Source organism: Streptomyces sp. LS1784 (assembly GCF_020103755.1).
Lineage (GTDB): Bacteria > Actinomycetota > Actinomycetes > Streptomycetales > Streptomycetaceae > Kitasatospora.
Map to the genome: position 1 here is coordinate 1 of NZ_JAHSQD010000724.1, position 3,550 is coordinate 3,550.

At 76.8% G+C, this 3,550-nt stretch carries 3 protein-coding genes and 2 pseudogenes; 2 read left to right on the plus strand and 3 right to left on the minus strand.

All coding sequences use genetic code 11. The annotated features are described in order from the left end of the window. Positions 1 to 906, plus strand: a 906-nt coding sequence (locus KS423_RS41270; RefSeq protein ID WP_224284860.1) for an NAD(P)-dependent oxidoreductase, incomplete at its 5' end; no start/stop codon positions are given. A gap of 49 nt (positions 907 to 955) precedes the next feature. Here KS423_RS41270 and KS423_RS41275 read toward each other — a convergent pair. Beyond that, positions 956 to 1,681, minus strand: a complete 726-nt coding sequence (locus KS423_RS41275) for a hypothetical protein (protein WP_224284862.1) — start codon at positions 1,679 to 1,681, stop codon at positions 956 to 958. Here KS423_RS41275 and KS423_RS41280 point away from each other — a divergent pair. Continuing rightward, positions 1,590 to 2,033, plus strand: a pseudogene (locus tag KS423_RS41280) (hypothetical protein); the annotation flags it as partial. The gene KS423_RS41275 and the pseudogene KS423_RS41280 overlap by 92 nt on opposite strands. Before the next feature lie 50 nt (positions 2,034 to 2,083). Here KS423_RS41280 and KS423_RS41285 read toward each other — a convergent pair. Next, positions 2,084 to 3,349 carry a VWA-like domain-containing protein gene (locus KS423_RS41285; protein WP_374120147.1) on the minus strand — a complete coding sequence of 422 codons (1,266 nt, stop codon included), beginning with the start codon at positions 3,347 to 3,349 and terminating at the stop codon, positions 2,084 to 2,086. A gap of 8 nt (positions 3,350 to 3,357) precedes the next feature. Further along, positions 3,358 to 3,550, minus strand: a pseudogene (locus KS423_RS41290) (hypothetical protein); the annotation flags it as partial.

The following is a 3,550-nucleotide window of genomic DNA, read 5'->3' on the forward strand; positions in this document are numbered from 1 at the left end:
GCCCGCCCGCAGGCCACCGGCGCCCGCACCGGCACCGTCCTGCTCACCGGCGCCACCGGCGGGGTCGGCGCGGCCGTGCTCCAGGAGCTGATGGCCCAGGGCCGGCCGGTCCGGGTGCTGGTCCGGCCCGAGTCCGCGCACCTGCCCGCGCTGAACGGCGCCGAGGTGGTGGAGGGAGACCTCGGCGACGTCGACAGCCTGCGCCGGGCGGTCGAGGGCGCCGATGCCGTCATCCACTCCGCCTGCACCTTCACCGACCACGCCACCGACCTCGCCGCGATGCGCGCGCTGGTCGACGGCTGGCGGGGCGGCCCGTTCGTCTTCGTCAGCAGCATCGACGCGTACGGCCGCCCGACGGGCACCGAGGTTGCCGAGGGCAGCCCCAGCGGCGCGGCCGTCACCCCGTACGGGCAGGCCAAGCTGGACTGCGAGCGGATCCTCTTCGAGGCCGCCGCCACCGGTCGGGGCCAGGCCGTCGCCGTCCGCTCCCCGATCGTCTGGGGCCCGCACCACCGCCTGCGCGACCAGCTCCGCTGGGGCTCCACCGGCGCCCTTTACCAGGCCGCCCTGGCCGGCCGACCGATCGGTCTGCCGGCCGCCGACGAGTGGTACGGCGCCTCCTGGGTGCACGCCGCCGCCCTGGCCCGCGCCCTCACGGCCTGCCTCTCCCCGGACCACCCCGCCGTCGGCCGGGTCGTCAACGCGGTGAGCGGACACGTCTCCTGGGCCGACTTCAGCACCGAACTGGTCCGCCTGCTCGGCTCCGGCAGCCCGGTCACCGCCACCCCCGACGCCGACGGGGAACTCCGCCGCCCCTGGCACTACCGGGCGGACACCCTGGCCGGTCCCCTCGCCCCCGAACCGGGCGAGGACTGGCGCAGCGTCCTGGCGGCCATGGTCCGCTGAGCCCCGTCGCGGGCGGGGGAGTCCGGGCTGCCGGCCTCCCCCGCCCGCGCTACCGGAGCTGCCGCAGCCGGGAGGACGCGATGTTGCGGCTGCGTCGGGTGCGGCCGCTCTCGGCGAGAAGGCTCAGCACCGGCACGGCCGGCGACTTCTCGGCGAGGTGCGCCTGGAGCCAGTTCTCCGCCGCGAGCAGCTGCTCCTCCTCCCACGGCTCGTCCAGGGTCATCGCCCGCAGCAGCGCCCAGTCCCGCAGGCGGCGGACGGCGAAGGCGTCGGCCGCCACGACGTCCGCCAGCTCCCGCCGCCAGGCCGGGAAGCCCGGGTCCGTCAGCAGCTCCGCCGCCCGCCGGTCCAGGTACTCGCAGACCGCGCAGCTCGCCATCGAGCGCTCGGGGTCGGTGAGCACCCGGGCCGCGAGGGCGGCCGCGTCCTCGGGCGCCACGTCCGCGAAGGCCCGGCGGTACCGTGCGAACCGCACGTGCTCGTCCGGGTCGAAGTCTTCCGTACCGGCCGCTGCTGTCTCGGTCACCGAGGCTCCCTCTTCCGTCCCGCCGTGGCACTTGCCCGCCCGATGGTCGCACGGCTGGCGGACGGCGGGCCCGGCGGCTCCGGGCACCGTGCCGGTGACCTCCTTGACCTCCTTGACCTCCTTGGCCTCCTTGACCTCCTTGACCTCCTTGGCCTCAAGCCCGTTCGCCTCCAACGCCCTGTGGTGGGCGTCGACGATCCGCGCGCGGGGGACGGTCCGCGTGCCGTACGCGGACACCGGGCTGCCCACGGTCCACCCCGCGGACATCGCGGCGGTGGCGCGGGTGGCGTTGACCGGGTCCGGCCATCGGGGACGGACGTACGCGCTGACCGGGCCGGAGCGGGTGACGGCCCGGCAGCAGGTGGAGGCCATCGCGGCGGCCCTGGGGCGGGAGGTGTCCTTCGCGGAGATCGGCCGGGAGGAGGCCCACCGGCAGATGTCCGCGGTCCTGGGGGCCGAGGCCGCGGATGCGGTGCTGGATGTCACGGGCGGGGACGTCAACGACGGGCTGCTGGAGGTGCGCGACACCGTCGAAAGGGTCACCGGATCCCCCGCCAGGCCGTTCCACCGCTGGGTCGCCGAGAACCTCGCCGCCTTCCGCCGACGAGCCCCGCACTGCTCGGACACGCCCCGACCGGCACCGGACGGCGCTCAGCCGATGGTCACCACCCGGGCCCACTCCGGCGGGCTGTCCGGCCGGTAGTCCTCCTGGTCCTCGTCGTACCGGCTCGGCCTCGGGAAGAGGCCGACCACCGTGCGGCAGGGCGGGGCGGCGGAGGGCCACGGGGTCTGGCCGTCGGTCAGGACCACCACCACGTCCGGGCGGGGGTGGCTGCGCAGGGCGGCGCGGAAGCCGGTGCGCAGATCGGTGCCGCCGCCGCCGATCAGCGGGATGCCCTCGGCCCGGCAGAGCTGGTGGACGGTCTGGGCGGCCGCGTCGCAGGGGACCACGGTGACCTGGTCACGGCGGCCACCGACCGCCCGGCCGATCGCCGCGACCTCCAGCAGTGCGCTGCCCAGCTCGTCGTCCGAGACCGAGCCGGACGTGTCGATGATCACCGAGACCCGCGGCGGGCGCCGCCGCAGGCTCGGCAGCAGCACACCCGGCACCCCGGCCGAGCGGCGGGCGGGGCGGCCGTAGCTGTAGTCCTCGCCCGCGCCGGGGCCGGAGACCGCCGAGCGCACCGCCGCGCCCAGCAGCTGCCGCCACGGCTGCGGTGGGTGGAACGCTTCCTCGGCCCAGCGCTTCCAGCCGGCCGGAGCGCAGCCCGGGCGGGCCCGGATGCCCTCGGCGACCCGGAAGCGGACGGCGTCGTGCTCCTGGGCGGTGAGCCCGTGGGCGCCGTCGGGGCCGAGCTCCCACGGGCGGTCCAGGCCGTCGGCGCCGCTGCCGCAGTCCAGCCAGGCCGCCTCCAGGCTGCGCGGGTGGAAGCGGTAGCGGCGCAGGTACTCCTCCATGAGCAGCCCGTCCGGCAGCAGGAGCATGCCCGGCCGGACGGCGCCGGGCGGGCGGGCCAGCCCGTCCCCGTACACGTCGTCGTTGATCTCGCAGTCGGCGGCGATGTTCATCCGCAGCCGGGCGGCCGGGCCCTCCAGGCCCAGTTCGCGGGCGAGGCGGTCGCCGCGCCCGTGGTGGTCGCGCAGCAGGTGCGAGACCTCGTGCACCCAGACGCCGGCCAGGTGCTCCACCGGGGTGCGGGCGACGAAGGCGGGCGAGGCGTAGCAGCGCCAGTGGCGGTCCACGGCCATGGTCGGCACCTGCCGGGACTCCACCAGGTGGAGCGCGAACAGCGCCGTCGCCAGGTACGGCCGGACCCGGACGGCGTACAGCCGGGCGGCGTACAGCTTCTCGACGTCCAGTGGCGCGGGCGGCGCGCTCGCTGTGCTGCCCACCGTGCTGCTCGTCGCCGTGCCCACCGTGCCGCTCACCGCTGCACCGTCCGGGGCTTCAGTGCGCCGACGAGGTCGGCCCGGCGGGAGACCGCCAGCGCCGGGGTGAGCCGTTCGATCGCCGCCGGCACGTCCCAGTCCTCCCGGCGCAGCGAGGCCAGCGTGGTGGCCGGGACGACCAGCAGGTCCGGCGCGCCGGCCTCCAGCGCCCGGACCAGCAGCGCCCAG